Consider the following 14,085-nt stretch of genomic DNA (forward strand, 5'->3'; position numbering starts at 1 on the left):
GCGCCTCGGGGCGCCTCTTCCACAACTGAGAGGTTGGCGCGATCTCAGGCGACGTTGCGCTCCGGCTCTTGCTGGACAGCCTGCTGCTTCACGCCGAGATAAAGAACGGAGCGGAGACCGATGCCGTAGGTATCGCAAACCTCGGGCGTCAGGAATTCGGTGACCGGAACTTCCTGCACGGCAAGGCCTGCCCGCCGGATCACGTCTATGAACCCCGGTTTCGAGAAGATGCGCACATGGTCGTCCTGGCCGAAATGCTGCCAGCGGCCTTCCGGCGTCGTCACTTCGGGGTTTTCATAATTGTCCTCGATCGACAGGCAGATCGGCGCCATCAGGATAGCGATGCTGTCCTGCTTCAGAACACGCCGGATTTCAGCGGTGGCGCGCACCGGATCGTCGACGTGTTCGAGCACGTGCGAGCAGAGAACGAAATCGAAGGTCTCGTCCGCATAAGGCAGATTGTGGATGTCCGCCTTGTCGTCCGCTTCCGGCATATACATGTCGCAACTGCGGTAGAAGATATGCGGGTGGGTTTTCAACCAAAAGCTTAAAGAGCGGCCGGGGGCGATATCCAGGAACCGGAACGGCTGCGCCTGATTGAGGCGCTGAAACACCGGCGTCAGGAACAGAGCGTAGAGCCTGTCACGGTCGCTCGAGTGACAATTGGGGCAGCTATAGGCTTGATGGTTGATGGTTTCGAATTCATCGATCCGATAGGGAAAGCCGTGTTCGGTCGCCTTATCGACATAATAACGCGGAAGCGGCACGAAATGCGGAATCCTGCTGCGGCAAATGGGGCAAGAGTGGAATAGAGCCATTGTATTCCTCGTAGGGACCGTACAACGCGCAATCAACGCCACATCAGGATGCGCAGTCTCGGGGCCGGGTTTCGGTCAGACGACAGTTCTGCGATCCCGGAGACTCATACTCGGCCAGGATCGGCTCTATCTTGTGCACCGATGCTGGTCCGAAGCTGACGTTAAACAATCAGCATGATCTTGCCGATATGGCTGCTCGTTTCCATCAGCCTGTGCGCTTCAACGACATCCTCGAAGGCGAAGGTCTTGTGGATGACGGGGGCGACCTTGCCGGTTTCGAGGAGCGGCCAGACCTGGGAGAGTAGATCGTCGCGGATGGCGCGTTTTTCCTCCGCCGTACGCGGACGCATTAACGAGCCTGTGACGGTCAGGTGCTTGACCATGACCGGCGCGAGGTTGACCCTTTCGGCCACGGCCCCGCCGAGCAAGGCGATGATCGACAGGCAGCCGTCCCTGGCAAGCGAAGCGAGGTTCTTTTCGAAATAGGCAGCACCGATCATGTCAAGCACGACATCGACGCCATGGCCGCCGGTTTCGGCCTTAATAACGTCGGCGAAATCCTCGCTCTTGTAATTGATCGCCCGCTTCGCGCCGAGCTTTTCGCAGGCATCGCATTTCTCCGCCGCGCCTGCGGTCGCATAGACCTCGGCGCCGAAGGCACGGGCGAGCTGGATCGCCGTGGTGCCGATGCCGCTGGAACCCCCGTGGATGAGGACGCTTTCGCCCTCCGTCAGCCCGGCCATCTGGAAAAGGTTCGCCCAGACGGTGAAGAAGGTTTCCGGCAGGGCTGCGGCTTTCACCGCATCATAGCCCTTCGGAAAGGGCAAAACCTGGCCTGCGGGCAGCAGGCAATATTCGGCATAGGCGCCGCCATTGGCGAGGCCGCAGACCTTGTCGCCGACCGCGTATCCGGCAACGCCCGGACCGATGGCCGCCACTTCGCCGGAAAGCTCCAGTCCGAGAATGGGGCTTGCCTCCTTCGGTGGCGGGTATGTTCCCTGGCGCTGCGCCACATCCGGACGGTTGATGCCGATCGCCTGCGCGCGGACCAGGATCTGCCCCGCGTCGGGCACCGGAACAGGTCCGGTCGCAATCCTCATGGCTTCCGGCGCGCCGAAGCTCGGCAGATCGACGAAACGCATGTTCGCTGGCAGGGGCATGACCGGTCTCCTCATTCCGAAAGCACAGGAGATAATTCAGCCTCCGGTGCTTGGGAAGGCGAGAAGTGCCAGAGGCGTCAATTCGCCTCGCCCAGCGGATGGAAGATCAGCCCGTCGGCGCTATCCTTCGCTTCGGCCTTGATATGGGCGATTTCGGCGCTGACCCGATTGATATCGTCGATCACCAGACCTTCCGGCAGTTCAAGCACGCCGATCGAGCAACGCATCAACGGGAAAAGCGCTTCCGTGCCGGCGCGGTCGTGACCACGGATGCGGCCGGCAGCACGGTCTTCGTCGGAGTAGAGATCGAGCACATCGTCGTGGAAATCGCTGATGAGCCGGTTGAGGATTTCGGTCAGCTCTTCCTTCGTCCAGCCGACGACGCCGATAAAGAAATCGTCGCCGCCGACATGGCCGAGGAAATGACGCTCAGCGAAGAAGTAACGGCGCATCAGCGCGGCAAAGAGCGAGATCGCATGATCGCCGAGATGGAAACCGTAGGCATCGTTGAAGGGCTTGAAGTTGTCGAAGTCGCAATAGCAGAAATGCCGCACCTCGTCGCCGTCGCGCCCGCACTGGCGCATAAAATCGCGGATGGCGCGGTTGCCCGGCAGGCTGGTCAGCGGGTTCTGGTCCTGCGCGGTTTTCAGCTGCTTCTCGTTGATGACCTTGATGAGCGAGGCGGCGGAGACGACGCCGGCATAGCGCATGTTGTCCGTTAGGATCAGGCAGTTGCTCCCTTCCATATTGGCGAAGATCGTCATCAGCCGTTCGGCGTCGGAATCGAGGCCGACGATTGGCGCCATTTCGACGAAGTGCGAGATCGTGCGCCCATAGACCTTGTTCTTCAGGAGATCGCGGCCGAAGGGCTGGTAGATATATTCCTTGAGATGATGCTCGTGGATGATGCCGCGCGGTTCGCCGTTGGCGTTCAGCACCGGGAAGTAGGCCTGGCGCGGATTGCGGTGGAAGAGTTCGAAGACCGTGTCGATGCTGTCGTTCTCATAGACGGTCGGCAGCACCTCGATCTGCTTGCGGATGAGGATTTCATCGAGCGATTGCGTGTTGTGCTTGCTCTTGCCGAGATCCTGCAGATGCGGGAACGAGGACACAAGTTCGGACGTATGCGGCGTCGGCCGGGCAATGAACCAGCCCTGGACGAGATCGACGCCATATTCGCGGCAGGCGAGGAATTCCGCTTCGGATTCGATGCCCTCCGCGATCACCCGGGTGCCGAGCACATGGGCGATGTTGACGATATTCTTCAACAGGTGGCGCTTGCGCGGCTTGCGGTCGATGTCGGCGACGAAGTGGCGGTCGATCTTGAGGTAATCGACGGCATAGTCGCAAAGCAGCTTCATTTCGCCGTGACCGACGCCGAAGTCGTCGATCGCAAGCTTGAAGCCGGTCTTGCGGAGCTTGGAGACCAGGGCCTCGAATTCCGGCACGCTGGTATTGTCGAAACGCTCGGAGAATTCGAAGCAGACCGACGACGGCGGGATGTTGGCGGCCTTCAGGTGGTGGAGCAGGGTTTCAATCAGGCGATCGCCGTGCGGGATCAGGCGAACGTCGAGATTAAGGAAAAGCGTCGAGCCCGAATAATTGCCGAGTGTCGCGAACTTGGCGAGCGCACGGCTGGCGACCATCTGTTCCAGCTGCAGCAATTGGCCTGCTCGATGCGCCTCATCAAGGATTTCAACAGGGGAATCGAAGCCGATGCGCTCCTGCCCGCGCATCAGGGACTCGTACCCGAAAACCGTGCCCGTACCCGCTTCGACGATCGGCTGGAAAGCATTTTCGATGACGAGCTTCGCAAGCGTCACGATCTGATCGCTGGCATAACGGCGCAATACGCCCGGTTCGACGGCGGCAGCCAAAGACATGCCAAATTCTCCACTGTGAAGTCTTCTTTTTCGCAGCGAAGATGATGACAAAGGGTCAATGAACCCTTTCGCGAATATGAAACTTTTGTGAAAGCTTCGGACCGGAGCGCGTCAGCGTCCCGATCCATTCCGATCAAAGGCTTAGTCAGGCTGAACGGCGACGTTCCGCTTCGTGATCGGCAAACATATCTGCAACGCAGCGGCTTCCACTCGCGCGGTCCTCGTCATTCAGAACGTCGTCGCGATATTCTGCGAGCTTGCGGGCAGCATCCCATAGGCGCAGCGCCTCACGGACGACTTCGCTGCTCGATGCATAGCCACCATGATCGACGGCTTCGCGGATGCCTGCTGCCTGAACCGGTGATATGGAAACTGTGACCATCGGCATGAACTTCCTCCCTTCGTTTTTCTTTTGGGGCAGAACCTGCCCTACGCGGGATGCATGACCACTCATGACATCTGTTCCGGCAATGTCATCTGCCGGCGCCTTGGTATCTTTTGAATTTTAGTCCCGCCTCACATGCTTGTCAAAAAAGAAACATTCCGTGAGCACAGCCTGTGGACAGCCTCATTGCACGCTTCGAAGGCCGATGCCGAAAGCAATCATCGTCCAGCCCTGGAGAATGAGATCGACCGCCAGGAAAAGACCCAGGACCCAGAGGCTGTTTACCGGCCAGCCGAGCGCGATCACGAAGCCTGCAAGCGCGGTAACAACGCCGCTTACGACGATCCAGCCCCATCCCTTGAGTGGCTTCATGCGGCGGCCGATAAAGACGCGGAAAACACCGGCGACCAGCAGAGCGACGGCGAGAAAGAGCGTCAGCGCGGCCGAGGTGAGGATCGGATTAATGAAGGCGAATATGCCTGCGAGCACGTAAAGCACGCCGCTCAGCGCCCAGAAGAGGATGTGCTCCCAGCCGCGCACCTGAAAGGCGTGGATGAGATAGATGATCCCGCCGAACAGCATCAGCATTCCCACGTAATAGACCGATACCACCGTGGCGAGAAGCAGATTCCCGATCGCAATCAGGCCGCAGATCAACAGCAGTACGCCGAGGCCTACGAACCAGATCCACTTCGACTGCAGTGACGAGGATGGTACTCCATCGAAGACGCCAGCCATGACACACCTCCTGATCGCCGTTGATATGCTGCAGAATCGCGCACAGGAAAGGTTGAGGCCTCTCAAACTCTCTAAAAGATTTTTATTGATTGATCAGTCAATCAAAAATAAGATGCATCGAACTACCGGGAGCTGGCCGTCATGCCGAAAGTCGGAATGGAACCTCTGCGCCGCAAGGCGCTCGTCGACGCTGCGCTGCGCGTGATCGGGGATCATGGCTCGCTGAGCGTCACCATGTCCGAGATCGCGCGCCAGGCCGGCGTTTCCCCTGCCCTTGCGCATCACTATTTCGGCAGCAAGGAACAGCTTCTGATCGAGACGATCCGTTCGCTGCTCAGGCAGTTGCACGACGACACGGTAACGGCGCTGAAAGCGGCAAGGACACCGCGCGAGAAGCTCTCGACCGTCATCCGCGTCAGCTTCCAAGCCGATCAGTTCGCGCCGGAAACGATCGCCGCATGGCTCGCCTTCTATGCCGAGGCGCAGCGCTCGGAAGAGACGCGCCGCTTCCTCGTCATCTATGCCCGCCGGCTGCGTTCGAACCTGCTTGCCAACCTCAAGGCGCTGTGCCCGCGAGATGCCGCGGAACGCATCGCCGAAGGCGCGGCTGCGATGATCGACGGGCTCTATATCCGTCAAAGTCTGAAATCGGCACCGATCAGCATCGAGGCTTCGATCGGACTGACGGAGGATTATGTGACGATGCAATTGGACAGGGTGAAGGAATGACGTTGCGTCCTTCAAAGCCCCTCATCCGGCCTGCCGGCCACTTTCTCCCCGTTTTGACGGGGAGAAGGAGAGTCGCCCGCAGCGTCCCAGTCCCCGCTCGCGGGGAGAGGGTTAGGGTGAGGGGCAGATGCATGTCGCAGCCTCGCCTTACAAAAACGCCAAACCGAGGACCGAACCCATGAAAGCCCAGCCGAAAGCGTCGCACTTTATCGACGGCGAATATGTCGAGGACGAAGCAGGCAGCGTCATCGAGAGCATCTATCCGGCCACCGGCGAAGTGATCGCGCGGCTGCATGCGGCAACACCTGCCATTGTCGAGAAGGCGATCGCGGCTGCCAAGCGCGCGCAGCCGGAATGGGCGGCGATGAGCCCGACGGCACGCGGCCGCATCCTGAAGCGCGCTGCCGAGATCATGCGCGAGAAGAATCGCGAGCTTTCCGAACTCGAAACACTCGACACCGGCAAGCCGATCCAGGAAACCATCGTCGCCGACCCAACCTCCGGCGCCGACAGCTTCGAGTTCTTCGGCGGCATTGCGGCGGCCGGCCTCAACGGCTCCTATATCCCGCTCGGCGGCGATTTTGCCTATACGAAGCGCGTGCCGCTCGGTGTCTGCGTCGGCATCGGCGCCTGGAACTATCCGCAGCAGATCGCCTGCTGGAAAGGGGCGCCTGCGCTGATCGCCGGCAATGCGATGGTCTTCAAGCCGTCGGAAAATACACCGCTCGGCGCGCTGAAGATCGCCGAAATCCTCCACGAGGCAGGCCTGCCGAGTGGCCTTTTCAACGTGATCCAGGGCGACCGCGACACCGGACCGCTCCTTGTCAATCATCCGGACGTGGCGAAGGTGTCGCTCACCGGCTCGGTGCCGACTGGCCGCAAGGTCGCCGCCTCTGCCGCCAGCCATCTCAAGCATGTAACGATGGAACTCGGCGGCAAGTCGCCGCTGATCGTCTTCGACGATGCCGATCTCGACAGCGCCGTCGGCGGCGCGATGCTCGGCAATTTTTACTCCACCGGCCAGGTCTGCTCGAACGGCACGCGCGTCTTCGTACAGAGGAAGATCAAGGGCGAATTCCTGAAGCGGCTGAAGGTCCGCACCGAGGCGATCCTGATCGGCGATCCGATGGACGAGGCAACGCAGCTTGGCCCGATGGTTTCCTTCGACCAGCGGCAGAAGGTGTTGAGCTACATCGACAAGGGCAAGTCCGAGGGGGCGACGCTCGTCACCGGCGGCGGCATTCCGAACAACGTTTCGGGCGAAGGCTATTACGTCCAGCCGACCGTCTTTGCCGACGTGACCGACGGGATGACGATCGCCCGCGAGGAGATCTTCGGGCCGGTGATGTGCGTGTTGGACTTCGACGACGAGGCAGAGGTGATCGGCCGTGCTAACGCCTCCGAATTCGGCCTTTCCGGCGGCGTCTTCACCGCCGACCTGACGCGCGCCCACCGCGTCGTCGACCAGCTCGAAGCCGGTACGCTGTGGATCAACACCTACAACCTCTGCCCGGTCGAGATCCCATTCGGCGGTTCGAAACAATCGGGCTTCGGACGGGAGAATTCGATTGCGGCGCTGGAGCATTATTCGGAGCTGAAGACGGTTTACGTGGGCATGGGGCCGGTGGTGGCGCCTTATTGATCGCGGGTTAAGAAGACCCCTCCAGCACCGCTTTCAACCCCAAGCGCCTTCAGAGTATTCGGCGCGCTGCTTTCAGGCAGGACGATTCAGCAGGTTGAGCCACTCCCCCGTGTTGGGGAGGGGAAGAGACAAATACCGAGGGTACATCATGCAAGCAGACTTCGTCATCATCGGCTCCGGCTCGGCAGGCTCAGCGCTTGCCTACCGTCTCTCGGAAGACGGCAAGCACACCGTGATCGTCATCGAGGCGGGCGGCAGCGATTTCGGGCCGTTCATCCAGATGCCGGCGGCACTCGCCTGGCCGATGAGCATGAAGCGCTACAACTGGGGCTACCTCTCCGAACCGGAGCCTGCCCTCAACGACCGGCGCATCACCGCGCCGCGCGGCAAGGTGATCGGCGGCTCCTCCTCGATCAACGGCATGGTCTATGTGCGCGGCCATGCCGAGGACTATAACCGCTGGGAGGAGCTCGGCGCCAACGGCTGGGCCTATGCCGACGTGCTGCCCTACTTCAAGCGCATGGAGCATTCGCACGGCGGCGAGGAAGGCTGGCGCGGCACCGACGGCCCGCTGCACGTGCAGCGCGGCGGCTTCCGCAATCCGCTGTTCCACGCGTTCATCGAGGCGGGCAAGCAGGCGGGCTTTGAGGCGACGGACGACTACAACGGCTCGAAGCAGGAAGGCTTCGGTCTAATGGAGCAAACCATCTTCCGCGGCCGCCGCTGGTCGGCGGCGAGCGCCTATCTGAAGCCCGCGCTGCGGCGGCCGAATGTCGACATCGCCTACGGCCTGGCGCGCAAGATCGTCATCGAAAACGGCCGCGCCACCGGCGTCGAGATCGCGCGCGGCGGCAAGACCGAGATCATCAAGGCGAACCGCGAGGTGATCGTCTCTGCCTCCTCCTTCAACTCGCCGAAGCTTCTGATGCTTTCCGGCATCGGCCCAGGCGCGCATTTGCAGGAGCACGGTATCGAGGTGAAGGCAGAGCGGCCGGGCGTCGGTGCCAACCTGCAGGACCATATGGAATTCTATTTCCAGCAAATCAGCACCAAGCCAGTCTCGCTCTATTCCTGGCTGCCCTGGTTCTGGCAGGGGGTCGCGGGCGCGCAATGGATGTTCGCGCGCTCGGGTCTCGGCACCTCCAACCAGTTCGAGGCCTGCGCCTTCCTGCGTTCGGCGCCCGGCATCAGGCAGCCGGACATCCAATATCACTTCCTGCCGGTGGCGATCAGCTATGACGGCAAGGCGGCGGCGAAGAGCCACGGCTTCCAGGTGCATGTCGGCTACAATCTGTCGAAGTCACGCGGCGCCGTCACCTTGCGCTCGCCCGATCCGAAGGCCGATCCCGTCATCCGCTTCAACTATATGAGCCATCCGGAAGACTGGGAGAAATTCCGCCACTGCGTGCGCCTCACGCGAGAGATCTTCGGCCAGCAGGCCTTCGATCCGTATCGCGGGGCGGAGATCCAGCCGGGCGAGAAAGTGCAGACGGACGACGAGATCGATGCGTTCCTGCGCGAGCATCTTGAAAGCGCATACCACCCCTGCGGCACTTGCAAGATGGGCGCCAAGGACGATCCGTTTGCTGTCGTCGATCCGGAAACCCGCGTCATCGGCGTCGATGGCCTGCGCGTTGCCGACTCGTCGATCTTCCCGCATATCACCTACGGCAACCTCAACGGCCCCTCGATCATGACCGGCGAAAAGGCGGCGGACCATATCCTCGGCAAGCAGCCGCTGCCGCGCTCGAACCAGGAGCCCTGGGCCAATCCGCTCTGGGCATTGAGCGACCGGTGAGGATCAACGCAGATATGGGACGCGGATGCCAGGATTATCCGCCGGAAAGTCCTTGGTGTTGCGCGTCACCAGGAGCAGGGAATGGGTATCGGCGGTGGACCAGATGATCGCGTCCGGCAATTTGATCCGATGACGCTGCCTTAAGCAAACAGCGCCCTCCGCTATCGCACTGTCAACCGCAATGACCTGGAAGCTATTCAAGAAGCTTCGTGTCGCCGCCTCGACCTCGTGAGCAGCGCCAATCAAAACGTCCATCCACGTGATGATGCTGATGGCGCGGCGTTCATAGCGATCAAGTTCGTCGCGGGCCTCCGGTATGGCGTTGAGATAGTCGATCAGGATGTTCGTATCGAAGAGCGCTTTCACCATTCGTTTCGAACTTTATCCTGGTATTCAAGTCCGTCAATTTTTCTGTCGCCCCAAAGCCCGAAAGCCTCGTCTTGCCTGATACGTTCATGACGCGCCAGAAAATCGTTCACAGCTTTGCGGACTAGCGAGGCGCGCGACACGTTCTCGCTCTTCGCCATCTCATCCAGCGCCTTTAATTCTGCTTCGCCGATATCGATCAGGGTCCGCACGATATACTCTCCTGCTGATATATGATATGTATATCGAATAATTTCAGCGAGCAAGATTCTTATGAACCTGGAAACCGTGGCTGCGAGCGCAAGTCCCGCGGCACGCTCGAACCAGCGTCAGCTTCGCGGTCAGCCACGGTTAGCCCGGTCTCCGCCGTCGCGACTTCAACAAGCCAGTCCCGGAAGGCAACCATTGCCGGCGACTCGGGGCGCGATTGCAGGCGCGTCAGCCAATAGCTTCCCATCGTCACAACGATGTCGAAAGGCCGCCGGATGACTTCTGCGTGCAGATGACGGGAAAACAACAATGGCGGCGCCAGGGCAACGCCTGCGCCCTGCAGCGCAGCTTCCATCATGGCAAGCGAGGAGTCGAAAACGATGCTGCTCGGTAGGGGCACGTCTGCCGGAACGCCTGCCGCAGAAAACCATTGCGGCCATTCGTCGGCCCTGTAGGAACGCAAGAGCGTATGCTTGAACACATCGGCCGGTACTTTCAGTTGCTCGGCGATTTCGGGAATGCAGAGAACCGAAAGCGGTGCATCCAAAAGCCGCAACGCGTCAACGCCATGCCATGCGCCCGTTCCGAAACGGATCGCATAATCGAGGCCTTCGGCGGCGATATCCACGCGGTTGTTGTTTGTTGAGAGGCGCAGGTCGACGAACGGCTTTTGCGCTTTGAAGGCAGGCAGGCGCGGCAGCAGCCAGCCGACGGCAAAGGTTCCGACAGCACCCACCCTGAGAACCTCGCGGTAGCGGCCGCCTTCGAAACGCTCCAACGCCCCGGCAATACGGTCGAAGGCCTCCCGCAATGTTGGCAGCAGCGTCTCGCCTTCGCTCGTCAGCATGAGACCGCGCGGAAGCCGCGTGAACAAGGTGACGTTCAACTGGCTTTCCAGTGCCTTGACCTGGTGACTGACGGCAGCCTGCGTAACGCACAATTCGATTGCCGCTCTGGTGAAACTCAAATGTCGCGCCGATGCCTCAAAGGCTCGAAGCGCATTCAACGGCAGATGAGGACGGACCATTCAAACCCAAATTTTTCTAATAGCGCGGGCAAAATATCGTCGTTTGTTGAGCGCGTATAGACTTCGTATATCCGCCTTACCTGTTCCGGTCCCCTCGATATGCGTCCAACGCAGCAAACCGGGTTTGCAGGCATCGAAAGACATACTGATTACCTGTTGTCGCTCGCAAAACGCGATTGCGCAAATACGAAGGCTTGTATCCGCCATGAAAAAGATTTGCATTCCAAAGTTTGGGATTATTCTTGCCGCCTCCTTTTTTGCCGGTGCCTGCGCCCATGCCGCTGACGAAGACCAAAGCCGGATCGAGCGCGTCGTGAACGCGGCGATCCGGCCCATCATGGAAGAGTATAATGTTCCGGGTATCGCTGTGGCGATCACGACCCCAGAAGAGCGATATTTCTTTGGTTACGGCGTCGCCTCCAGGAAGAGCGATGCAAAGGTCACCGGGGACACGATTTTCGAGATCGGCTCCATCAGCAAGACCTTCACCGCGACGCTTGCCTCCTACGCGCAGGCAAAGGGAGCTCTTTCCCTTTCCGACAACGCGAGCAAGTATCTGCCGGCGCTTTCCGGCAGCAGCTTCGACAAGATCAGCCTTCTTGATCTCGGCACTTACACGGCCGGTGGCCTGCCGCTGCAGTTTCCGGATGATGTGAATGATCAGGAGGGTATGGTCGCCTACTTTAGAGGCTGGCGCCCGGGCTACGCCACCGGTACGCGTCGGGTCTACTCTAATCCGAGCATCGGCCTCTTTGGCTATCTCGCGGCCAGAAGCATGGGCAAGCCATTTGACGACCTGATGGAAAAGAAGCTCTTTCCGTTGCTTGGCCTGACCCGGACCTACATCACGATTCCGCAGGACCGCATGAACGAATATGCTTACGGCTATTCGAAAGATGGCAAGCCTGTTCGCGTGACGCCGGGCGTTCTGGATTCGGAAGCCTATGGCGTGAAGACGACGGCGCCTGACCTGCTCAGGTTCGTCGAGGCGAATATGGATAACGCCAAGCTGGACGAAACGCTCCAGCGCGCGATCGCCGCAACGCATACCGGATACTACAAAGTCGGCGATATGGTGCAGGGCCTGGGATGGGAGATGTATGCCTATCCGGTGGAGCTCGACCGGCTGCTTGCGGGAAATTCCGCGGAGATGGCGCGCCAGCCAAATGAGGCGACTAGGCTAACCCCGCCGCTTGTGCCACGGGGCGACATACTCGTCAATAAAACCGGCTCCACGAACGGCTTCGGCGCTTATGTCGCCTTCGTTCCCGCCAAGGGTATCGGCATCGTGATGCTGGCGAACAGGAACTATCCCAATCCGGCGCGTGTGAAGGCCGCATACCGGATACTGACGGCGCTGGATGGCCGGCCCGGTTCGACGAGTTCTCGCTGAGAACCCTCTCCGATTTGAAAGATGGCCCACCGCGCGCATTCGGCATGGCGGGCCAATGCGCTTTCAGAGATCAAGCTATATGAAGCCGATCCATCGCCCCGCGACGACGGCAGCAAGCCATATCATTGCTGAAAACAGGGCTCCCACACGCAAGCGCGCTGCAGTGACCGCTCCGGCAATCGACTTTCGCCATGCATATCCGGCATGCGCAATGCCCGCGTTCAAGACACCGAGGGCGAGCAACCCGATCTTTGCCAGAAACGCCGGGTTTCCCGCATATTCCATCGGCCGGACGCTGAAGAGGCAGAAGCCGGTAACGATGGCCGCGGCCAGGCCGATTGCCGCCGCGCGCGACAGGAAGGGCCCAACCACCGAGAGCGGGACCGACGGAAAGAAGCCCATCAGCTTCAGATCGAGCGGTAGGATCGCGCCGATCAGCAGGCCGATAGACAGAATGTGCGAGGCGTTGACGAACATGTAGAGGAGTGCCGAGCGCCGCAACGCGACGGCGAGCGGCGTTGCTGCAAGCCATTCCAGAAGCGCGATCGTCATGCGGTCAATTCGTCCGGATTCGTTCGGGATAGAGATCGTAGCGCTTCTCGCCGACCGTTATCCGCACGGCTTTCATGCGCTTTTCATTCCGGTCCAGCGAGCGGTTTCCGATCGCGACGATCTGGTCGCCCTTCTTTGCCGAGCCCTCGACGAAGCCTGAGCGTTCCGTCTGGCGCGGATTGGCGAGTTCGACGCGCCAGACGCCGTCATCGGCGGTTGCGACGTCGAGCGCGGGATGCGGACCGCCCATGGAGATATTCTGGATCGTCCCTCTCAACTCCATCTGCTCGGCCTCTGCCCAGGACCAACCGTGATGGGCCGCGGCGCTGGCGGCAAAAGCGCCCGCCAGGAATGCCCCTAAGACGATCTGCTTCGTGGATAAGACACGCATTTCGGTTCTCCCTGCCCTTTTGCGAACAGGTCCGAATTGGCGCAGACCGGCGGGTTTGAAAGGTTTTTCACCAAATGTTGAAACGCGATTTTCGGGGCGCGCGGCCGGCACTGAGGAAGGACGAAGCGCAGGCTAGGGTCAGGCAAGGAGCCGGGTGATTTCTGCGCCACGTTTTGCCGGAGCAACCGCATCAGCGATCGTCGTCGAAAACAACACCTTGCGCGTTGCGTCCGCCACCTTGGCGAAGACGTGACGGATTTCGCAGGTCTGCTCGCCGTCGCAATCGTCGCATTTGCGGTAAGCGGTGATCGAAAGGCACGGAAGCGGCGCGATCGGGCCGTCGATAATGCGCAGGATTTCGCCGAAGGTAATCATGTCGGCCGGTTTCAGAAGCAGATAGCCGCCAGCCTTGCCACGGCGGCTTGCCACGATGCCCTGATGCTTGAGATCAAGCAGGATCTGCTCGAGGAATTTCTTCGGGATTTTCTGCTGCGCTGCGATATCCGAAATCATGACGGGCTCGCCGGCATCGGCTTCCGCCAGGACCGTCAGCGCGCGGAGCGCGTATTTTGCTTTCTGCGTAATCATTTTGGACCGTCACACACACGAGCGATGCGACTCGCCGCACCACCTCTGAAGCTTACCTGTCCCCTATCGCACAACCAGCATGAACGGAAGTTGAACGCGCAGGCGAAAGCCTTGGAAGACAAGCATTTTGGCCTTGTTTTTCTCGCTCGGCCAAGGGGCAGAATTCTACGCCGAAATTGCGCCTCCTGCATCATTTTTCGGCATCACTTCAGATTTCGAATTGACAGGCGGCGTGTAACTCTACTAATTTTATAGAGATTGAAACTGCCTGAGCCAGATTGTTGGTGTGGGCGGCTGCTTTTCTGCGTTGCAGCGGCTTCGGAGAGATATTTGCTCCCGCATGCGCTGCTTTCGAAATCCGTTTTTCTGTGCGATCCGTCCTCAAGCTGCGATACTCCGGCCAAC

At 60.1% G+C, this 14,085-nt stretch carries 15 protein-coding genes; 4 read left to right on the top strand and 11 right to left on the bottom strand.

The features are described from left to right. Window positions 1-44 precede the first annotated feature (44 nt). The 5 genes from BN1800_RS12325 to BN1800_RS12345 form a co-directional block, all read right to left on the bottom strand. On the bottom strand, window positions 45-767 hold the full coding sequence (locus BN1800_RS12325) for a class I SAM-dependent methyltransferase (protein ID WP_244564484.1): 723 nt from the start codon (window positions 765-767) through the stop codon (window positions 45-47). 212 nt (window positions 768-979) lie between these two features. Then, window positions 980-1,978 (bottom strand): NAD(P)H-quinone oxidoreductase, encoded by a 999-nt coding sequence (locus BN1800_RS12330; RefSeq protein WP_086997820.1) that lies wholly within the window; start codon window positions 1,976-1,978, stop codon window positions 980-982. A 77-nt stretch (window positions 1,979-2,055) separates the two neighbouring features. Continuing rightward, a complete protein-coding gene (locus BN1800_RS12335) occupies window positions 2,056-3,861 on the bottom strand; it encodes a GGDEF domain-containing protein (protein WP_179213783.1) in 1,806 nt (601 codons plus the stop codon). Between the two features lie 145 nt (window positions 3,862-4,006). Next, window positions 4,007-4,249, bottom strand: a complete 243-nt coding sequence (locus BN1800_RS12340; RefSeq protein ID WP_027507654.1) for a ribbon-helix-helix domain-containing protein — start codon at window positions 4,247-4,249, stop codon at window positions 4,007-4,009. A 180-nt stretch (window positions 4,250-4,429) separates the two neighbouring features. Beyond that, window positions 4,430-4,984, bottom strand: a complete 555-nt coding sequence (locus BN1800_RS12345) for an HdeD family acid-resistance protein (RefSeq protein ID WP_086997826.1) — start codon at window positions 4,982-4,984, stop codon at window positions 4,430-4,432. A 141-nt stretch (window positions 4,985-5,125) separates the two neighbouring features. Between BN1800_RS12345 and betI the strand changes: the two genes are divergently transcribed. The 3 genes from betI (at window position 5,126) to betA (ending at window position 9,153) form a co-directional block, all read left to right on the top strand. Continuing rightward, on the top strand, window positions 5,126-5,713 hold the full coding sequence (betI, locus tag BN1800_RS12350; RefSeq protein WP_086997829.1) for a transcriptional regulator BetI: 588 nt from the start codon (window positions 5,126-5,128) through the stop codon (window positions 5,711-5,713). Between the two features lie 178 nt (window positions 5,714-5,891). Continuing rightward, complete coding sequence (gene betB, locus BN1800_RS12355; protein ID WP_086998095.1) at window positions 5,892-7,355, top strand: betaine-aldehyde dehydrogenase; 1,464 nt, start codon at window positions 5,892-5,894, stop codon at window positions 7,353-7,355. 148 nt (window positions 7,356-7,503) lie between these two features. Further along, window positions 7,504-9,153 (top strand): choline dehydrogenase, encoded by a 1,650-nt coding sequence (gene betA / locus BN1800_RS12360; RefSeq protein ID WP_086997832.1) that lies wholly within the window; start codon window positions 7,504-7,506, stop codon window positions 9,151-9,153. 3 nt (window positions 9,154-9,156) lie between these two features. Here the strand turns inward: betA and BN1800_RS12365 are convergent, their stop codons facing one another. The 3 genes from BN1800_RS12365 to BN1800_RS12375 are packed head-to-tail and all read right to left on the bottom strand — an operon-like array spanning window position 9,157 to window position 10,756. Continuing rightward, entirely contained in the window at window positions 9,157-9,522 is a 366-nt protein-coding gene (locus tag BN1800_RS12365) for a type II toxin-antitoxin system VapC family toxin (protein ID WP_027507659.1), read from the bottom strand. Next, window positions 9,516-9,731 (bottom strand): ribbon-helix-helix domain-containing protein, encoded by a 216-nt coding sequence (locus BN1800_RS12370; protein ID WP_027507660.1) that lies wholly within the window; start codon window positions 9,729-9,731, stop codon window positions 9,516-9,518. Before BN1800_RS12370 ends, BN1800_RS12365 begins: the two co-directional genes overlap by 7 nt. 59 nt (window positions 9,732-9,790) lie before the next feature. Further along, a complete protein-coding gene (locus BN1800_RS12375; RefSeq protein WP_086997836.1) occupies window positions 9,791-10,756 on the bottom strand; it encodes a LysR substrate-binding domain-containing protein in 966 nt (321 codons plus the stop codon). Window positions 10,757-10,961: 205 nt separating this feature from the next. On the opposite strand from BN1800_RS12375, the gene ampC reads away from it, so the two are divergent. Then, entirely contained in the window at window positions 10,962-12,149 is a 1,188-nt protein-coding gene (gene ampC / locus BN1800_RS12380) for a class C beta-lactamase (protein WP_086997839.1), read from the top strand. A 75-nt stretch (window positions 12,150-12,224) separates the two neighbouring features. Here ampC and BN1800_RS12385 read toward each other — a convergent pair whose 3' ends face one another. From BN1800_RS12385 to BN1800_RS12395, 3 genes are all read right to left on the bottom strand, one after another. Continuing rightward, window positions 12,225-12,701: a DUF6644 family protein gene (locus BN1800_RS12385; RefSeq protein WP_086997842.1), complete on the bottom strand. Its 477-nt coding sequence runs from the start codon at window positions 12,699-12,701 to the stop codon at window positions 12,225-12,227. A 4-nt stretch (window positions 12,702-12,705) separates the two neighbouring features. Next, entirely contained in the window at window positions 12,706-13,092 is a 387-nt protein-coding gene (locus tag BN1800_RS12390; RefSeq protein ID WP_027507663.1) for a DUF6152 family protein, read from the bottom strand. A 138-nt stretch (window positions 13,093-13,230) separates the two neighbouring features. Beyond that, window positions 13,231-13,680 (bottom strand): RrF2 family transcriptional regulator, encoded by a 450-nt coding sequence (locus tag BN1800_RS12395; RefSeq protein ID WP_027507664.1) that lies wholly within the window; start codon window positions 13,678-13,680, stop codon window positions 13,231-13,233. Between the last annotated feature and the right edge of the window lie 405 nt (window positions 13,681-14,085).

The sequence above is a fragment of the Rhizobium sullae genome (genome assembly GCF_900169785.1).
Lineage (GTDB): Bacteria > Pseudomonadota > Alphaproteobacteria > Rhizobiales > Rhizobiaceae > Rhizobium > Rhizobium sullae.

What these genes read in the sequence shown, in the direction of transcription:
- BN1800_RS12330 (WP_086997820.1), bottom strand. Translation starts at nt 1,978, where the DNA reads ATGCCCCTGCCAGCGAACATGCGTTTCGTCGATCTGCCGAGCTTCGGC.
- BN1800_RS12335 (WP_179213783.1), bottom strand. Translation starts at nt 3,861, where the DNA reads ATGTCTTTGGCTGCCGCCGTCGAACCGGGCGTATTGCGCCGTTATGCC.
- BN1800_RS12340 (WP_027507654.1), bottom strand. Translation starts at nt 4,249, where the DNA reads ATGCCGATGGTCACAGTTTCCATATCACCGGTTCAGGCAGCAGGCATC.
- BN1800_RS12345 (WP_086997826.1), bottom strand. Translation starts at nt 4,984, where the DNA reads ATGGCTGGCGTCTTCGATGGAGTACCATCCTCGTCACTGCAGTCGAAG.
- betI (WP_086997829.1), top strand. Translation starts at nt 5,126, where the DNA reads ATGCCGAAAGTCGGAATGGAACCTCTGCGCCGCAAGGCGCTCGTCGAC.
- betB (WP_086998095.1), top strand. Translation starts at nt 5,892, where the DNA reads ATGAAAGCCCAGCCGAAAGCGTCGCACTTTATCGACGGCGAATATGTC.
- betA (WP_086997832.1), top strand. Translation starts at nt 7,504, where the DNA reads ATGCAAGCAGACTTCGTCATCATCGGCTCCGGCTCGGCAGGCTCAGCG.
- BN1800_RS12365 (WP_027507659.1), bottom strand. Translation starts at nt 9,522, where the DNA reads ATGGTGAAAGCGCTCTTCGATACGAACATCCTGATCGACTATCTCAAC.
- BN1800_RS12375 (WP_086997836.1), bottom strand. Translation starts at nt 10,756, where the DNA reads ATGGTCCGTCCTCATCTGCCGTTGAATGCGCTTCGAGCCTTTGAGGCA.
- ampC (WP_086997839.1), top strand. Translation starts at nt 10,962, where the DNA reads ATGAAAAAGATTTGCATTCCAAAGTTTGGGATTATTCTTGCCGCCTCC.
- BN1800_RS12385 (WP_086997842.1), bottom strand. Translation starts at nt 12,701, where the DNA reads ATGACGATCGCGCTTCTGGAATGGCTTGCAGCAACGCCGCTCGCCGTC.
- BN1800_RS12390 (WP_027507663.1), bottom strand. Translation starts at nt 13,092, where the DNA reads ATGCGTGTCTTATCCACGAAGCAGATCGTCTTAGGGGCATTCCTGGCG.
- BN1800_RS12395 (WP_027507664.1), bottom strand. Translation starts at nt 13,680, where the DNA reads ATGATTACGCAGAAAGCAAAATACGCGCTCCGCGCGCTGACGGTCCTG.